14 protein-coding genes are annotated in these 16,014 nt (G+C 70.2%); 8 read left to right on the top strand and 6 right to left on the bottom strand.

Annotated elements, in window-relative coordinates:
- Positions 1–63: 63 nt before the first annotated feature.
- The 5 genes from ABZ406_RS04230 to ABZ406_RS04210 all read left to right on the top strand — a co-directional run bounded on the left by ABZ406_RS04230 (position 64) and on the right by ABZ406_RS04210 (position 6,010).
- Complete coding sequence (locus ABZ406_RS04230; RefSeq protein ID WP_357755875.1) at positions 64–1,725, top strand: ABC transporter substrate-binding protein; 1,662 nt, start codon at positions 64–66, stop codon at positions 1,723–1,725.
- A gap of 85 nt (positions 1,726–1,810) precedes the next feature.
- Entirely contained in the window at positions 1,811–2,815 is a 1,005-nt protein-coding gene (locus ABZ406_RS04225) for an ABC transporter permease (RefSeq protein ID WP_145778530.1), read from the top strand.
- Complete coding sequence (locus ABZ406_RS04220; protein WP_238657999.1) at positions 2,812–3,774, top strand: ABC transporter permease; 963 nt, start codon at positions 2,812–2,814, stop codon at positions 3,772–3,774. Before ABZ406_RS04225 ends, ABZ406_RS04220 begins: the two co-directional genes overlap by 4 nt.
- Before the next feature lie 122 nt (positions 3,775–3,896).
- The gene (locus tag ABZ406_RS04215) at positions 3,897–4,910 is read left to right on the top strand and encodes an ABC transporter ATP-binding protein (protein ID WP_357755874.1); all 1,014 of its coding nucleotides are present in this window, start codon (positions 3,897–3,899) and stop codon (positions 4,908–4,910) included.
- Positions 4,907–6,010 carry an oligopeptide/dipeptide ABC transporter ATP-binding protein gene (locus ABZ406_RS04210; RefSeq protein ID WP_357755873.1) on the top strand — a complete coding sequence of 368 codons (1,104 nt, stop codon included), beginning with the start codon at positions 4,907–4,909 and terminating at the stop codon, positions 6,008–6,010. The genes ABZ406_RS04215 and ABZ406_RS04210 overlap by 4 nt, the downstream gene beginning before the upstream one ends.
- 15 nt (positions 6,011–6,025) lie before the next feature.
- On the opposite strand, the gene ABZ406_RS04205 is transcribed toward ABZ406_RS04210, so the two are convergent.
- Both ABZ406_RS04205 and ABZ406_RS04200 read right to left on the bottom strand, forming a co-directional pair.
- Positions 6,026–6,466, bottom strand: coding sequence for a hypothetical protein (locus ABZ406_RS04205; RefSeq protein WP_357755872.1), 441 nt, complete (start codon positions 6,464–6,466; stop codon positions 6,026–6,028).
- Between the two features lie 14 nt (positions 6,467–6,480).
- Positions 6,481–7,119, bottom strand: a complete 639-nt coding sequence (locus ABZ406_RS04200) for an HNH endonuclease family protein (RefSeq protein ID WP_357755871.1) — start codon at positions 7,117–7,119, stop codon at positions 6,481–6,483.
- A gap of 107 nt (positions 7,120–7,226) precedes the next feature.
- On the opposite strand from ABZ406_RS04200, the gene ABZ406_RS04195 reads away from it, so the two are divergent.
- Positions 7,227–8,720: an MFS transporter gene (locus tag ABZ406_RS04195; protein WP_357755870.1), complete on the top strand. Its 1,494-nt coding sequence runs from the start codon at positions 7,227–7,229 to the stop codon at positions 8,718–8,720.
- A gap of 29 nt (positions 8,721–8,749) precedes the next feature.
- Here ABZ406_RS04195 and leuA read toward each other — a convergent pair whose 3' ends face one another.
- Together leuA and ABZ406_RS04185 are read right to left on the bottom strand one after the other, a co-directional pair.
- The gene (gene leuA, locus ABZ406_RS04190; protein WP_357755869.1) at positions 8,750–10,501 is read right to left on the bottom strand and encodes a 2-isopropylmalate synthase; all 1,752 of its coding nucleotides are present in this window, start codon (positions 10,499–10,501) and stop codon (positions 8,750–8,752) included.
- Between the two features lie 238 nt (positions 10,502–10,739).
- The gene (locus ABZ406_RS04185) at positions 10,740–12,011 is read right to left on the bottom strand and encodes an MFS transporter (protein ID WP_357755868.1); all 1,272 of its coding nucleotides are present in this window, start codon (positions 12,009–12,011) and stop codon (positions 10,740–10,742) included.
- A gap of 77 nt (positions 12,012–12,088) precedes the next feature.
- Here ABZ406_RS04185 and ABZ406_RS04180 point away from each other — a divergent pair, with 77 nt between their 5' ends.
- Positions 12,089–13,075 carry an ArsR family transcriptional regulator gene (locus ABZ406_RS04180; protein ID WP_357755867.1) on the top strand — a complete coding sequence of 329 codons (987 nt, stop codon included), beginning with the start codon at positions 12,089–12,091 and terminating at the stop codon, positions 13,073–13,075.
- Positions 13,076–13,080: 5 nt separating this feature from the next.
- Here the strand turns inward: ABZ406_RS04180 and ABZ406_RS04175 are convergent, their stop codons facing one another.
- Both ABZ406_RS04175 and ABZ406_RS04170 read right to left on the bottom strand, forming a co-directional pair.
- A complete protein-coding gene (locus ABZ406_RS04175) occupies positions 13,081–13,611 on the bottom strand; it encodes a nitroreductase family protein (RefSeq protein ID WP_357755866.1) in 531 nt (176 codons plus the stop codon).
- Positions 13,612–13,695: 84 nt separating this feature from the next.
- Entirely contained in the window at positions 13,696–14,484 is a 789-nt protein-coding gene (locus tag ABZ406_RS04170; RefSeq protein ID WP_357755865.1) for a hypothetical protein, read from the bottom strand.
- A gap of 260 nt (positions 14,485–14,744) precedes the next feature.
- On the opposite strand from ABZ406_RS04170, the gene ABZ406_RS04165 reads away from it, so the two are divergent.
- On the top strand, positions 14,745–16,010 hold the full coding sequence (locus ABZ406_RS04165; RefSeq protein WP_357755864.1) for an aspartate kinase: 1,266 nt from the start codon (positions 14,745–14,747) through the stop codon (positions 16,008–16,010).
- Positions 16,011–16,014: the final 4 nt, after the last annotated feature.

The following is a 16,014-nucleotide window of genomic DNA, read 5'->3' as shown; positions in this document are numbered from 1 at the left end:
CACCGCCATCGGTGACCCCTGTCACCACGTTGTCCGTACCCCCAAGGACGAGGTGAAGCACACATGCGTGCACCCAGGCCGAAGGTCGCGATCGCGGCCATCGCGGTCGCGGCCCTCGCGGTAGCAGGCTGCGCCGAGAGCAACCGCGACGACAAATCCGGTGGTAGCAAGAAGGACACCCTCGTCTTCGGCGTCGCCGGAGACCCGAAGGTGCTCGACCCGAGCTTCGCCAGCGACGGTGAGTCGCTGCGCGTGGCGCGTCAGGTCTTCGAGACCCTGGTCCGACCGGAGGAGGGTGGCACGAAGGTCACCCCCGGCCTGGCCGAGACCTGGACCCCGGACGCCGCCGGCACCACCTGGACCTTCAAGCTCCGCTCGGGCGTGAAGTTCCACGACGGCACCGACTTCAACGCCGAGGCCGTCTGCGCCAACTTCGACCGCTGGTACAACGCCAAGGGCCTCATGCAGAGCCCGGACGTGACCGCGTACTGGCAGGACGTCATGGGCGGCTTCGCCAAGAACGAGAACGCGGATCTTCCGCCGAGTCTCTTCAAGTCCTGCGCCGCCAAGGACGCCACCACTGTGGACCTGGCCTTCACCCGGGTCTCCAGCAAGATCCCGGCCGCGCTGATGCTGCCCTCGTTCTCCATCCACAGCCCGAAGGCGCTGCAGGAGTTCGACGCGAGCAACGTCGCGGGCACCGCCGAGGACATCAAGTACCCGGCGTACGCGACGGCGCACCCGACCGGCACCGGCCCGTTCAAGTTCAAGGCCTGGGACGTCGCGAACAAGACGCTGACCCTGGAGCGCAACGAGGACTACTCGGGCCCCAAGGCCAAGCTGAAGACCCTGATCTTCAAGACGATCTCGGACGAGAACGCCCGCAAGCAGGCGCTGCGCTCCGGTGACATCCAGGGCTACGACCTGGTTGGCCCGGCCGACGTCGACCCGCTGAAGAGCGAGGGCTTCAACGTCCTCACCCGCCCGGCGTTCAACGTGCTCTACCTGGCGATGAACCAGAAGGGCAACCCGAAGCTCGCCGACATTCGCGTCCGGCAGGCCATCGCGTACGCCCTGAACCGTCAGCAGTTGGTCACCTCCAAGCTGCCGCCGGGCGCCAAGGTCGCCGACAACTTCATGCCGGACACCGTTGAGGGCTGGAACGGTGACGTCACGAAGTACACCTACGACCCGGCCAAGGCGAAGGCTCTGCTGGCCGAGGCCGGCGCGTCGAACCTGACGCTGAAGTTCCACTACCCGACCGAGGTCACCCGGCCGTACATGCCGAACCCGAAGGACATCTTCGAGTTGCTCTCGGCGGACCTGAAGGCCGTTGGCATCACCGTCGAGGCGATCCCGCTGAAGTGGAGCCCGGACTACCTGAACGCCACCACCTCGGGTAGCAAGCACGACATCCACTTCCTCGGCTGGACCGGCGACTACGGCGACGCCTACAACTTCATCGGTACCTTCTTCGACCGGCCGAAGGACGAGTGGGGCTTCAACAACAAGGCCCTCTTCGACCAGTTCAAGGACGCGGACAGCACCGCCGACATCGCGGCCCGGACCGAGAAGTACAAGGCCCTCAACAAGTCCGTGATGGACTTCCTGCCCGGTGTGCCGATCTCGCACTCGCCGCCGGCGATCGTGTTCGGCAAGGACGTGACCGGCGTCAAGGCGAGCCCGCTCACGGACGAGCGCTACGCGTCCGCCGAGTTCAAGTAAGTCCTGATCTGACGCAGCAAGGAACGCGGGCGGGCGCTGGAGCACAGCGCCCGCCCGTAACCCTCCGCACCCCTTCGAGGCCGCCGTGTTCCGGTTCATCGTCAGGCGCCTGCTTCAGCTGATACCCACGCTGTTCGGGCTCTCCCTCCTGCTCTTCATCTGGCTCCGCCGACTTCCCGGCGGCCCCGAGACCGCCATCCTCGGCGAACGCGGCACCCCCGAGATGCGTGCCGCGATCCGCCGCAACATGGGGCTCGACGAGCCCATCCTGGTGCAGTACGGCCGTTTCGTCCGTCGACTGATCAAGCTCGACCTGGGCACCTCGACCTCCACCAAGCGGGCGGTCACCACGGAGTTCATCGAGCGCTTCCCCGGCACGGTCGAGCTGACCATCACCGCGATGATCATCGCGATCGGTGTCGGCATCCCGCTGGGCTACCTTGCCGCCCGTCGTCGCGGCCGTTTCCTGGACCACGCGTCGGTGGGCGGCTCGCTGATCGGCATCTGCATCCCGGTCTTCTTCCTGGGATACGTGCTCAAAGCGATCTTCTCGGAGAACCTGCACTGGTTCCCGTCCAGCGGCCGGCAGGATCCGACGCTCGGGGCCACCCGGGTCACCAACTTCTTCGTCCTCGACGGGTTGATGACCCGTGAGTGGGACGCTGCCGCCGACGCCCTCTGGCATCTGGTCCTGCCCAGCATCGCGCTGGCCAGCATCCCGCTGGCGATCATCGTCCGGATCACCCGGGCGAGCGTGCTGGAGGTGCTGAACGAGGACTTCGTACGGACCGCCGAGGCGAAGGGCCTGACCGAGCAGACGGTTCGTCGCCGGCACGTCCTGCGCAACGCCATGCTGCCGGTGGCCACCTCGATCGGTCTGCTCGCCGGCGGTCTGCTCTCCGGCGCGGTGCTGACCGAGACCGTCTTCGCCTTCAGCGGCATCGGAGCGTTCGTCGCCGAGGCCATCGGCCAACGCGACTATCCGGTGCTGATGGGCTTCATCCTGATCATCGCGGTGGTGTACGTGCTGGTGAACCTCCTGGTCGATCTCTCCTACAGCTTCATCGACCCGAGGGTGAGGGTGCGATGACACTCAGCCCAGGCAAGAAGCGCGAAAAGATCGACCGGCTCTCCGAGTTGGCCGCCCGGGACGACGAGCGGGGCGTCAGCCTCTGGCAGGAGGCGTTCCGCCGGCTGCGCGGCAACCCGGCCGCGATCGTCGGCGCGGTCATCCTGGCGCTCTTCGTGCTGGTCGCGGTGGTCGGCCCGTTCCTCGTGCCGTACGCGGCGACGGACACGATCGGCATCCGGGAAGGGCTGATCAAGCCGGGTGTCATCCCCGGCCCGACCGGTGACCACTGGTTCGGCTACGACCACCAGGGCCGCGACGAGTTCAGCCGGATGATCGTGGGGGCCCGCCAGACCCTGCTCGTCGGCGTGGTCTCCACCCTGATCGGTCTGGCCATTGGTGCGCTGATCGGTGGCGTGTCCGGTGCCGCGGCCGGTCTCGGCGGCCGGTGGGGTCGGTGGATCGACACCACCCTGATGCGCTTCATCGACATGCTGCTGGCGATGCCGAGCCTCCTGCTGGCGGTGAGCATCGCCGCTCTGCTCGGGGCCAGCCTGACCACCGTGATGATCGCGGTCGGCGTGGTTTCGGTGCCGGTCTTCGCCCGGCTGCTGCGCGGCTCGATGATCTCCCAGGCCAACAGCGACTACGTGCTGGCGGCGACGTCGCTCGGTGTGAAGAAGTCGAAGATCGCGCTGACCCACGTGGTCCCGAACTCGCTCGCCCCGGTGATCGTGCAGGCCACGCTGACCCTGGCCACCGCGATCATCGAGGCCGCAGCCCTGTCCTTCCTCGGCCTCGGCAACCCGGACACCGCCGTACCGGAGTGGGGGGTCATGCTCGCCGACGCGCAGCAGTACCTCGGCATCCGGCCGTCGTTGGCGATCTACCCGGCGGTCGCGATCATCATCACCGCGCTCGGCTTCACCCTGCTCGGTGAGGCGATGCGCGAGGCCCTCGACCCGAAGCTGCGGAAGTAGGCCCTGATGTGTGAAGCGCGAGGAGTGAGCTTGCGAGCCCCGCAGTCGCGAACGGTCGGCTGCTTGTGTGAAGCGCGAGGAGTGAGCTTGCGAGCCCCGCAGTCGCGAACGGAGAGCCGGTAATGGCACTGCTCGAAGTTGAAGATCTGGCCGTCACGTTCGCCCGCCGCGGTCAGCGGGCCGTGCACGCTGTCGACGGGGTGTCCTTCTCGGTCGACGCGGGTGAGGTCGTCGGCCTGGTCGGCGAGTCCGGCTGCGGCAAGAGCGTCACCTCGCTCGCGATCATGGGGTTGTTGCCCAAGCAGCCCGGCCTGCGGGTCGGCGGGAAGGCCGTCTTCGACGGCACCGACCTGCTCCAGCTCGACGACCGGTCGCGGCGGGACATCCGCGGTCGGGACATCGCTATGATCTTCCAGGACCCGCTCTCCTCACTGAACCCGGTGATCCCGATCGGGTTGCAGGTGACCGAGGTGCTCACCCGACACCGGGGGATGAAGGGCGAGACCGCGGCGAAGGAAGCGGCGGCACTGCTGGACCGGGTCGGCATCCCCGACCCGAGGCGGCGGCTCAAGGAGTACCCGCACCAGCTCTCCGGTGGCATGCGCCAGCGGGCGCTCATCGCGATGGCGGTGGCCTGCCAGCCTCGGCTGCTGATCGCCGACGAGCCGACCACCGCACTGGACGTCACCATCCAGGCCCAGATCCTGGAACTGCTCAAGGAACTGGTCCGGGACTCCGGCACCGCGCTGCTGATGATCACGCACGATCTCGGTGTGGTTGCTGGCATGGTCGACACCGTGAACGTGCTCTACGGCGGCCGGGTGGTGGAGACGGCCCGCCGTCGTCCGCTGTTCCGCCAGCCGCGGCACCCGTACACAGTGGGGTTGCTCGGCTCGGTGCCGCGCCTGGACGCCGGGCGGGGCGAGAAGCTCAACCCGATTCCCGGTTCGGTCCGCGACCTGCTGCCCTGGCCGGACGGTTGCGCCTTCGCCCCGCGCTGCGCCCGGCGGACCGACGAGTGCGTGGGTGAGCCGCCGGAACTGGTGCACGCGCACGACGGACGAAGCTACCGGTGCGTCAACCCGGAGCCGCTGCCGGGCATGGTGCCCGCCCCGCGCGAGGAGGAATCAGCGTGAGCGAGAACGACATCCTCGTCGAGGTGCGCGACCTGAAGGTGCACTTCCCGATCAAGCGGGGGGTGCTCTTCGACCGGGTGGTCGGCCAGGTGAAGGCCGTCGACGGGGTCGACCTGAGCATCGCGAGGGGCAAGACGTACGGCCTGGTGGGTGAGTCCGGCTGCGGCAAGTCCACGCTGGGTCGGGCGCTGCTCCAGCTCACCCCGCCGACCACCGGTGAGGTCAGCTTCGACGGTGTCGAGCTGACCACCCTGCCGCCGGGCAAGCTGCGCAGCATGCGGCGTCGGATGCAGATGATCTTCCAGGACCCGATGTCCAGCCTCGACCCCCGGCAGAACGTCGAGTCGATCCTGACCGAGGGCCTCCAGACCCACGGGATCGGCGCCGACCGCACCGACCGCCGACGGATCATCGGCGAGACCCTGGACGCGGTGGGGCTGCCACGCTGGGCGCTGTCTCGCTACCCGCACGAGTTCTCCGGCGGGCAGCGGCAGCGCATCGGCATCGCCCGCGCGCTCGTGCTCGGGCCGGAGCTGATCGTCGCCGACGAGCCGGTCTCGGCACTCGACGTGTCGATCCAGGCCCAGGTGGTGAACCTGCTGGACGAACTCCAGGACAGCCTGGGGTTGACCTACCTGGTGATCGCTCACGACCTCGCGGTGGTCCGGCACATCTCCGACACGGTCGGCGTCATGTACCTGGGGGCACTGGTCGAGGAGGCGCCGAGCGACAGGCTCTACACCGAGCCGCTGCACCCGTACACCCGGGCGCTGATGTCGGCGGTGCCGGTGCCGGACCCGGACGTGGAGGACCGCCGGGAGCGGATCCTGCTCGCCGGCGACCTGCCGTCGCCGGCCAACCCGCCGTCCGGTTGCCGCTTCCACACCCGCTGCCCGTGGGCGCAGCCCACCCGCTGCGCCGACGAGCGTCCCGTACTGCGGGACATCGGCGTCAGCCGGGTGGCCTGCCACTTCGCCGAGCAGATCGCCAGTGGCGAACTGCGCCCGCACGGGGTCAGCGCGCAGATCGTCCGACCCGAGGGCGAGGGAGACGCCCCGGCAGTGGTCTCCGCGCCCACCGAACCCGGCTCGTACGTCTGAGACTGGACGCGGTGCTCAGCCCTCGGGGCGGTTCAGCAGCCCCACCGCGACGCCGTGCACCGCGTCCAGCCCGGCCGGGTCGGCCAACGTGACCGCTGTGCCGGTCACCGCGTACCACTCGTCCGCGTCCTTGTACTGCACCCGCAGGGTGACCTTGCCGTCCGCGTACTCGGTGCGCAGCGTCAGGTCGCCGGTGACGACGCCGACCTCGTCGGTCATCACACCGCCGGGGCCGGGCACGACGTCGGTGGTGCGGTTCTGCGGGCCGGCCGCGCCCCCCGAATCGGCGACCATGCCGGCACCCGGCACGGCGGCGGGGGTCTCGGCGGTGCCGTCCACGGTCATGCCGGCGGCGGCCGGGCCGCTGTCCCCGGCGGCGGCTGGGCTGCTCTCTTCGGCGGCGGCTGGGCTGCTCTCTTCGGCTGCGGCTGGGCTGCTCTCTTCGGCGGCGGTCACGAATCGCTCCCCACTCAACAGCCCTCCAACATGTCGGTCAGGGCGGCCTTCTCGGCGCTTGTCACAGTCAATCGCCAGTAGTGCTTGACCGTCACCCAGTCCTGGGCGTATTTGCACCAGTACGATCGGTTTGCCGGCTTCCACTGGGACGGGTCCTGGTCACCCTTTGCCCGGTTCGACGAGGCGGAAACCGCGAACAGCTGCGGACGGGTGGTGTCGTTGGCGAAATCGCCCCGCTTCGCGTTGTCCCACTCGTCGGCACCCGAACGCCACGCGTTGGCCAACGGCACCGTGTGGTCGATGTCCACGTCGGAGGGATTCGAGAAGCTGCGACCGTCGTACACGCTCTCCCAGCGCCCACCGACCACGTTGCAGCCGGACAGCTTCACCTCCTTGCCGTCGCGTTGCAGGATGCTGTCCCGGACATCACAGTTCTTGCCGGTGTCCCGCCAGTGCGGGAAACGCTCCCGGCTGTAACCCTTCATCGAGCCGGCAGCAGCGACGGTGAGCTGACTAAGCTGCTCCGCGGCGTTGCCGCCGTCGCTCGGCGGCGGTGTGGTCGGCTCATCCTGCGGGACGCAACCGGCCACGCCGAGCGCCAGCGCCGCGGCAAGGGCGGCCACCGCCGCTCGCGGTCCTGATCTGGTACGCACAGACGACACCTCTCCAGCTTGGGGGCTCCCGGCGATTGCGCACAGTACCCGGGCACGGTTTCGGCGTTTCGTGGCGTCTCCCACATGATGCAAGGCACATTGGTGGGATGAGCGCACCTGCACCGGCGACCGCCCTCCGGATGGGCACCACCGCCGGCCGGGGCACGCTGCTCGCCGCCGTACTCGCTTCTGGCATGGTCTTCCTCGACAGCACTGTCGTCAACGTGGCGCTGCCGAAACTCGGCCAGGACCTCGGCGCGAACGTGGCAGATCTTCAGTGGACCATCAACGGCTACCTGCTGATGCTCGCGGCGTTCGTGCTGCTCGGCGGCGCGTTGGGGGACCGCTTCGGCAGGCGACGGGTCTTCCTCATCGGCGTGGTCTGGTTCACCGCCGCGTCAGTGCTGTGCGGGCTGTCCCAGGGCACCGGTTGGCTGATCGGGGCTCGGTTCCTCCAGGGTGCCGGCGGCGCGCTCCTCACGCCCGGGTCGCTGTCGGTGCTCCAGGCGAGCTTTCACCCCGACGACAGGGGCCGGGCGATCGGTGCCTGGGCCGGGCTGTCGGGAGTGTCCACCGCGCTGGGCCCGTTCATCGGCGGCTGGCTGATCGACGCGCTCTCCTGGCGCTGGATCTTCTTCCTCAACCTGCCGATCGCCGTGCTGGTGCTGCTGGCCGCCCTGCGGTGGGTGCCGGAGAGCCGGGACGAGAGCGCCTCCCGGACCCAGGGGCGGGGTCGGAGCCGACGGCGGTTCGACGTCGCCGGAGCCCTGCTCGGCGCGCTCGCACTCGCCGGTGTCACCTACGCCCTGATCGACGCGCCGGCCCGCGGGTTCGACTCCGCCGAAGTGCTGATCGCGGCAGTGGTCGGGGTGCTCTCGGCAGTGGCCTTCGTCCTGCTGGAGCGGCGGCGCGGTGACGCGGCGATGCTGCCCACCGGGCTGTTCAGCAGCCGGCTCTTCTCGGTGCTGAACCTCTTCACAGTGGTCGTCTACGCGGCGCTCGGCGGCTTCACCTTCTTCTTCGCCGTCTACCTGCAGAACGTCGTCGAGTGGTCGGCGTTCCGCACCGGCATCGCGTTGCTGCCGATGACCCTGCTGCTCCTGGTCGGTTCCGCGCGGGCCGGTGCGCTGTCGGCGCGGATCGGCCCTCGGCTGCCCCTCGCCATCGGGCCGGTGATCGCCGCGATCGGTCTGCTGCTGCTGCGCGGGGTCGGACCGGGCGCGTCGTACTGGCGGGACGTGCTGCCCGGGGTGCTGCTCTTCGGCATCGGGCTGACCCTGGTGGTGGCGCCACTCACCGCGTCGGTGCTGGCCGCCGTGCAGGACCGGTTCTCCGGGGTGGCAAGCGGGTTCAACAACGCCGCCTCCCGCGCCGGCGGCCTGCTCGCGGTGGCGGCGCTGCCGCTGCTGGTCGGGCTCTCCGGCAGCGGGTACGCGCAGAAGGACGAGTTGACCGACGCGTTCCGGGCGGCGATGGCGTGGTGCGCCGGGCTGCTCGTGGCCGGCGCGGTGCTGGCCCTCGTGCTGGTCCACCGACCGCCCCGGGAGGCACCGCCGTCGCAGCCCTGCCACTCGCTGCCCGCCGCGACACCCCCGAAGTAGCGAACCACCTCGGGGGTGCCGCGCGTAGGTCAGCGGCGGGCGCGGTTGACGGCGCTGGTGACCGCCTTGATCGACGCGGTGACGATGTTGGCGTCGGTGCCGACACCCCAGACGGTCTTCCCGTCCACCTCACACTCCACGTACGCGGCGGCCTGCGCGTCACCACCGGAGGAGAGCGCGTGCTCGTGGTAGTCGAGCACCCGCACGCCCACCCCCACCGACTGGAGCGCGTTGACGTACGCGTCGATCGGGCCGTTGCCGACCGCCGCGAGGGACCGCTGCTCGCCGCCCACACCGACCTGGGCCTCGATCTCGACCTTGCCGTCCGCAGTGCCGATCGTGTAGCCGGCCAGCCGGACGGCCGGGTCGGGCTGGTGGTCGAGCAGGTAGTGCGTCGCGAAGATCTCCCACATGGCGGCCGGGTCGACCTCGCCGCCGTCGTGGTCGGTGACCTGCTGCACCACCCCGGAGAACTCGATCTGGAGCCGGCGGGGCAGGTCCAGTTGGTGCTCGCTCTTCATGATGTACGCGACGCCGCCCTTGCCGGACTGCGAGTTGACCCGGATGACCGCCTCGTAGGTGCGGCCCAGGTCCTTCGGGTCGATCGGCAGGTACGGCACCGCCCAGGTGTGCTCGTCCACAGGTACGCCGGCCGCCTTCGCGTCGGCGGTGAGGGCGTCGAAGCCCTTCTTGATCGCGTCCTGGTGGGAACCGGAGAAGGCCGTGTAGACCAGGTCGCCCGCGTACGGGTGCCGCTCGTGCACCGGCAGTTGGTTGCAGTACTCGACCGCTCGCCGGACCTCGTCGATGTTCGAGAAGTCGATCATCGGGTCGATGCCCTGGGAGAAGATGTTCAGCCCCAGGGTCACCAGGTCGACGTTGCCGGTGCGCTCACCGTTGCCGAACAGGCAGCCCTCGATCCGGTCCGCGCCGGCGAGCAGGCCCAGCTCGGCGGCGGCCACGCCGGTGCCCCGGTCGTTGTGCGGATGCAGGCTCAGCACCACGCTGTCCCGGCGCGGCAGGTGCCGGTGCATCCACTCGATCGAGTCCGCGTACACGTTGGGGGTGGCCATCTCGACGGTGGCCGGCAGGTTGATGATCAGCGGCCGGTCCGGGGTCGGGTCGATCACGTCGATCACCCGGGAGCAGACCTCCAACGCGTACTCCAGCTCGGTGCCCGTGTAGGACTCCGGCGAGTACTCGTAGAAGATCTCCGTGTCCGGGGTGTGGATCTCCGCGTACTTCTGGCAGAGCCGCGCGCCGCTGGTGGCGATGTCGGCGATGCCGTCCTTGTCCAGGCCGAAGACCACCCGCCGCTGGAGGGTGGAGGTCGAGTTGTAGAAGTGCACGATGGCCCGCCTGGCACCGCGCAGCGACTCGAACGTCCTGTCGATCAGGTGCTCCCGGCACTGCGTGAGCACCTGGATGGTGACGTCGTCCGGGATCATCTCGTCTTCGATGAGCTGCCTGACGAAGTCGAAGTCGGTCTGACTGGCCGACGGGAAGCCGACCTCGATCTCCTTGTAACCCATCTGGACCAGCAGCTGGAACATCCGGCGCTTACGCTCCGGCGACATCGGGTCGATCAGCGCCTGGTTGCCGTCCCGGAGATCCACAGCGCACCAGCGGGGGGCGGCCTCGACGGCGCGGGTGGGCCAGGTGCGGTCCGGCAGCTCCACCCGGAACTGCTCCTGGTACGGCTGGTAGCGGTGGTACGGCATCCGGCTGGGGCGCTGCCGGGCGATCGGATCGGTCTCAGCGTCGGTGACAGGTTGAGCCATCTCAGAGTGCTCCCTGGAACATGTGGCGTCAGCAGATCGGAAGGTGTCGGCGAGATGCCGGGCGACGATGCGCGGCGATGCCGAGAAGAAAACTCGGATGTGCTGGACGGCGCGATGCGACTCCGCGACGAGGTGCCGGCCGGTCAGGCCTCGTCGCGGCGGCTAAGGAGAAGAAGCGCCCGCCACATGACCAGATCACCCTACGTGATGGGACGAGGGGTGGAAAGGCTGGTCCGGACTATGGGACCGGAGTCATGTCCGGCTCTGGGGCCTCGGTACCCAGCCTCGGCGTCCGTTGCGCCCACGCCACAGCGGGCACGATCGCCACCGCCACCAGCACGAAGATCGCTGCCGTGGGTAACCAACCCCACCCTCCGGTGGTCACCCCGAGCGCGGTCAGCCCGGCCGGGGCGATCAGGTACTGCACCTGCGTGCCGAGTTCGAAAGCCCCCACGTACGCGCCGCGCTGCCCGGCGGGCGGCAGGGTGGCGGTGAGCCCCCAACTGCCCGCCGACTCGATCAGCTCGGCCAGGATCAGCAGCAGGGCGGCGGCCACCAGCACCACGACGGTGAGCAGGCCCCGGGTGGCCCCGGAGATCGGCAGCACCAGGCAGGACAGGGCGACCAGCAGCCCGCCCCGGCGGGAGGCCCGGGCCGCGCCCGCCGCGGTGTCCGCGCCTCGGCTGACGCGCACCTGGAGCAGCACGATCAGGACCGTGTTGAGCAGCACCAGCCCCGCGATCACCGTCTTCGGGGCGTCGGTGTGGGTGAGGATCCACAGCGGCATGACCGTCAGGTAGAGCACCCCGTGCGCGGTGAGCAGCCCGGACAGCAGCGACACCGCCATGAACGGCCGGTCCCGGAGCACGGCGAGCCGACTCATCGGCTCCGCCGGTCGGGCCACCTCCGGCAGCCGGGGCAGTCGCCGCACGAAAAGGGCCGTCACCAGGAAGACCGTCGAGATGAACCAGACCATTCCCCGGTACGCAGTGATCGTGTCCACCGCCAGCACCAGGCCACTGATCACCGCGCCGAGCCCGAAGCCGACGTTCAGCGACGAGCGCTGGTACGCCATCGCGGTGACCCGCTCGGCCGGGGGAAGGGCGTTGATCGAGTAGACCTGCCGGGCCACGCCGGAAGCGGCGTCCACGGCGGCCAGCGCCACCACCACGGCGAGGAAACCGGCGAAGCCGCCCACGAACGGGTAGGTCGCGAAGAGCGCCGCGTTCAGCACCAGCCCGACCAGCCAGACCCGCTGCGGTCCGTACCTGTCGGTGAGCCCGCCCAGCGGGACGGTGCCCAGCAGCGACACCCCCGCCGCGACGGAGAGCCCCAGCCCCACCTGGGCGGCGCTGAGCCCGAGCGCCCGGGTGAAGAAGACGGCGCTGCCGGCGTGGAACAGCCCACTGCCGACGGCGTAGACCATGGCCTGGACGGCCAGGGCACGGGTCAGTCCGGGCGGCGGTACGACGTCTCGGACGGCGGTGCGGATGGTCTCTCTGGTCCCCATGGTCGGTGAGTGAATCGGGCTCCCACGACAGCGGTCGAGTCTTTTAGGCTGAACCGAATCCTGCACCTGGGGGGCGTGTGTCCGAGTTGCGCTTCAGCCTGGCCGACGTGGCGGGAGTTCGCCTCGCCGTGTCACCGGCCAACGAGACGGTCATGAGCATGTGGGCGCTGGCCAGTCCGGTCCGCTACCCGGTGCACCTGCCCTGGATCGACCGCGCCCGGGTGACCCTGTGCCGTCCCGAGGTGGCCCTCCGGGTTCGACCGCTGGTGGAGCTGACCTGGCGAGGTTGCCCGCTGCCCGACTTCATCACCCCGGCGGCCCGGCCGAACGTCGAGCTGGCCGACCAGCTCGACCAGATCGCCGCGACACCGCCGGCGGTGGTCGTCCAGGACCTGCTGTCCACCGCCGCGTATCGGCCGCTGAGTCCGTTCGGGCAGGCGCTGCTCGACGACCCCCGCGGGTTGCTGCCGCAGCTCGTCGACGCGATCCGGGTCTGGTACGACGAGGCGATCGCCCCGGACTGGCAGCGGATGCGGGCACTCCTTGACGCCGACGTGGCGTACCGCGCAGCCCAACTCGCCGAGAGTGGCGCGGGTCGGTTCTTCGAGCAACTCCACCCAGACCTGCGTTGGCTCGGCGACCGGGTGGTCAGCGACGACCCGTTCGAGCGGGACTTCGACCTCCGGGACCGCGGGTTGGCGCTGAACCCGACGGTGTTCAGCCAGCGGCGGGTCCTGTGGAACCTCCTGGAGGAGTCGCTGCCGGCCGCCGCGTACCCGGTCCGGGCGGTCGGGACGCTCTGGGAGACGGCCGCGCCGCCGCCGGGCGACCCACTGGCCCGGGTGGTCGGCGTCGGCCGGGCCGCGCTGCTGCACCTGCTCGACAGCGCGACCACCACCACCGACCTGGCCCGACTCACCGGAATGTCCGCCGGAAACGTCTCCCAGCACCTGGCCGCGCTGCACGACGCCGGCCTGGTCGGCCGGTCCCGACAGGGTCGGCATGTGCTCTACCGCAACACCGACGCCGCGACGGTTCTGCTCCGGGCCAGCCGGGGTGGGTGACTCGATCAGGCGAGCAGCAGGTCGGTGACCGGCCGGCGGTGCCGCAGCCCGACTTCCCGGGCGCGTAGGTCGGCCGGGAGGGCGAACGGGTCCCCGAGCCGGCCGACCGCGGCGACCACCAGCGGGCGGACGCCGCCGGGCAGGTCGAGTTCGGTGCAGAGACCGGCCCGGTCGAACCGGGTGAGCTGGTGCACATGCAGCCCGAGCGCGGTGGCCTGCACTGTCAGGTGGGCGATCGCCTGCCCCAGGTCGTACGCGGCCCGCTCGGCGTCGAGGCCGGTGTGAGCCCCGACCACCAGGGTCGCGGCGTGCCGGATCCAGATCTGGTCGTCGACCGGGAGGCTGATCAGGATCCGCTTCCAGGTCTCGTCGTCGCGGTGGCCGAGGGCGAACCGCCAGGGCTGCCCGTTCTCGGCCGACGGGGCCCAGCGGGCGGCCTCGAGGAGCGAGGCGGACTCCGCAGGGGCCAGTTCGGCGCTCGGGTCGAAGGCTCGTGGGCTCCAGCGGTAGGCGAGCAGCGGGGTGAGGTCGGCCATACGTTGGATCGTCCTGTATGGGCGATTCGCCCCTCAGGATGGGGTGCCTAAATGTGGGCAAGAGCACCCGTATCGGGACGAAGATCAGGACGTTCCCGCGCCTGGGCTCTCCGACGGGTCAGGGGTCGGCGGTGCCGCGGTGTCGAGCGGCTCCCGGTCGACCACCACCGGCCCGGGCAACTGCACAGTGGCCGGAGCCGGGCCCGGTGCACCGGCCAGCCGCAACGTCCCGGCAGCGGTTCGGACGCCGGTCGGCGTGCCATCCCGGTCGTAGCAGTAGATGCCCACGTCCAGAGGGGCGTTCAGCGACGCCGAGGTGGAGTCCACCGAGTAACAGCTCCCGGTGAGGCCCTCCGGCGCGGTGGCCGGGGAGACCGCCAACGGGGCGCGTCGGTCGGTCAGCACATCCAGCCAGTCGGTGAGCAGGTGCTGCACCCGGGGGTCCGACCGGCGGGGGACCGCGTCGTCACGGTCACCCAGGCGTACACAGCTCGCCGACTCGCTGTGACCGGCCGACGGCAGGGCGCACTGGAACAATCCGTCGCCCGTGCCGGCCATCGAGACGTCGGCGGTGCCACCCAACGCGCCCCCCGGCACGTCGACCCGCCAACTGCCGTCGTTCGCGCTGGTGAACACGATCGTGCGATCCGGTCTGCCCGCCTGGCCGTACACGTACTGGGCCACCAGGTGCCGGTCCTGGGCCGCCGCGGCCAGCGCGGCCAGCTCATCCCGGGCGGCGTCCACCTCGACCGGCCCCGGATCGGCGGGCGGTGGAGCCGGTGGCTGCTCGGTGGTGCAGGCGACCAGGAGCGCCGGCAGGGCGAGGACGAGCGGCCCGAGCACACGGCCGGCCGAACGGGTGAGGACGGGCACCGGCCCATTCTGGTGGGTGCGGGCGGTTGGCGGGTGCCGACGCGTACCGGGCTTCGCCCCGGCGTGTCGGACCGGGCGTTTCCGGGTACCCGTCCGCCCTGGTGGGACCGCCTCGGCCGGTCCCGGGCGGGCCGGATGGTGGGATCACCTGACCCGGCGTCGTTACCCGCCGGATACCCTCATGGGGTCTGACACGCGCCGCCGGCCCCGGTTCCGGCGGCGTCGGCACGCTCAGGGTCGCTGGGAGGGAGTGCACAGTCGTGGCACTCGTGGTGCAGAAGTACGGCGGGTCCTCCGTCGCCAACGCCGAGCGGATCAAGCGGGTGGCCGAGCGCATCGTCGGCGCCCGCAAGGCCGGCGACGACGTGGTGGTGGTGGTCTCCGCGATGGGCGACACCACCGACGAGCTGCTCGACCTGGCCAACCAGGTCAGCCCGCTGCCGCCCGGCCGCGAACTGGACATGCTGCTCACCGCCGGGGAGCGGATCTCCATGGCTCTGCTGGCCATGGCCATCCACAACCTGGGGTACGAAGCCCGCTCGTTCACCGGTTCGCAGGCCGGCGTGATCACCACCTCGGTGCACGGCCGCGCCCGGATCATCGACGTCACACCCGGGCGGCTCAAGGGCGCGCTCGACGAGGGGTCGGTGGTCATCGTGGCCGGCTTCCAGGGCGTCTCGCAGGACACCAAGGACGTCACCACGCTGGGCCGCGGTGGGTCGGACACCACCGCCGTGGCGCTCGCCGCCGCCCTGCACGCCGACGTCTGCGAGATCTACACCGACGTGGACGGCATCTTCACCGCCGACCCGCGGATCGTGCCCAACGCCCGGCACATCCAGCACATCACCTACGAGGAGATGTTGGAGCTGGCCGCATGCGGCGCGAAGGTGCTGCACCTGCGCAGCGTGGAGTACGCCCGCCGTGCGGGGTTGCCGATCCACGTCCGTTCGTCATACTCGACCAACACCGGCACGATGGTCACCGGATCGATGGAGGAACTTTCCATGGAGCAGGCACTGATCACCGGTGTCGCGCACGACCGCAGCGAGGCCAAGATCACGATCGTCGGGGTGCCCGACGAGCCGGGTGCCGCCGCGCGGATCTTCGACACCGTCGCCGGCGCTGAGATCAACATCGACATGATCGTGCAGAACGTCTCCACCGAGGGCACCGGCCGGACGGACATCTCGTTCACCCTGCCCAAGGCCGACGGCCCCACCGCGATGGCCGCGCTCAGCAAGATCCAGGAGCCGGTCAAGTTCAAGGGCCTGCTGTACGACGACCACGTCGGCAAGGTCTCACTGATCGGCGCGGGCATGCGCTCGCACCCCGGGGTGGCGGCCGGCTTCTTCGCCGCGCTCGGCGCCGCCGGCGTCAACATCGAGATGATCTCCACCTCCGAGATCCGGGTCTCCGTGGTCTGCCGGGACACCGACCTCGACGCCGCCGTCCGCGCCATCCACGACGCGTTCGAGCTGGGCGGCGACAGCGAAGCAGTGGTCTACGCGGGGACAGGCAGGTAGCGCC

It is taken from the genome of Micromonospora sp. NPDC005710, assembly GCF_040630995.1.
Lineage (GTDB): Bacteria > Actinomycetota > Actinomycetes > Mycobacteriales > Micromonosporaceae > Micromonospora.
This window is presented reverse-complemented; position numbering and strand designations above follow the sequence as displayed.

Excerpts from the sequence above, each read along its gene's own strand:
- ABZ406_RS04220 (WP_238657999.1), top strand. The coding sequence starts at position 2,812 with ATGACACTCAGCCCAGGCAAGAAGCGCGAAAAGATCGACCGGCTCTCC.
- leuA (WP_357755869.1), bottom strand. The coding sequence starts at position 10,501 with ATGGCTCAACCTGTCACCGACGCTGAGACCGATCCGATCGCCCGGCAG.
- ABZ406_RS04175 (WP_357755866.1), bottom strand. The coding sequence starts at position 13,611 with ATGGCCGACCTCACCCCGCTGCTCGCCTACCGCTGGAGCCCACGAGCC.
- ABZ406_RS04185 (WP_357755868.1), bottom strand. The coding sequence starts at position 12,011 with ATGGGGACCAGAGAGACCATCCGCACCGCCGTCCGAGACGTCGTACCG.
- ABZ406_RS04195 (WP_357755870.1), top strand. The coding sequence starts at position 7,227 with ATGAGCGCACCTGCACCGGCGACCGCCCTCCGGATGGGCACCACCGCC.
- ABZ406_RS04215 (WP_357755874.1), top strand. The coding sequence starts at position 3,897 with ATGGCACTGCTCGAAGTTGAAGATCTGGCCGTCACGTTCGCCCGCCGC.
- ABZ406_RS04230 (WP_357755875.1), top strand. The coding sequence starts at position 64 with ATGCGTGCACCCAGGCCGAAGGTCGCGATCGCGGCCATCGCGGTCGCG.